The sequence below is a fragment of the Streptococcus sp. HMSC061E03 genome (genome assembly GCF_001813505.1).
Lineage (GTDB): Bacteria > Bacillota > Bacilli > Lactobacillales > Streptococcaceae > Streptococcus.
On sequence record NZ_KV812795.1, the window covers coordinates 1 to 260 of the forward strand.

1 protein-coding gene is annotated in these 260 nt (G+C 43.1%); it reads left to right on the forward strand.

The window, feature by feature from the left end:
- Positions 1-260 (forward strand): hypothetical protein (locus tag HMPREF2917_RS11590; RefSeq protein WP_371106499.1); only part of this gene is annotated, 260 nt, incomplete at both ends.

The window sequence follows — 260 nt, forward strand, 5'->3', positions numbered from 1 at the left end:
AGTCAATCCGACTCACAATCAAAAGCAGCATCAGCATCTAAGAGTGAGTCTGAAAAAGCCTCGAAATCTGTTTCGTTGAGTCAGTCGGTATCCTTATCTAATTTAGCATCTAGATCAATTTCTGTGTCTCAATCGCAGTCAACATCGGCGGTTGGATCGGAGGAAGTGGTTTCTCAACTGATTTCCTTGTCACAATCTATTTCGATGAGCAAAAAGCTGTCAGAATCCGTTTCAGCCAGCCAGTCTGAGTCGTTGATTCA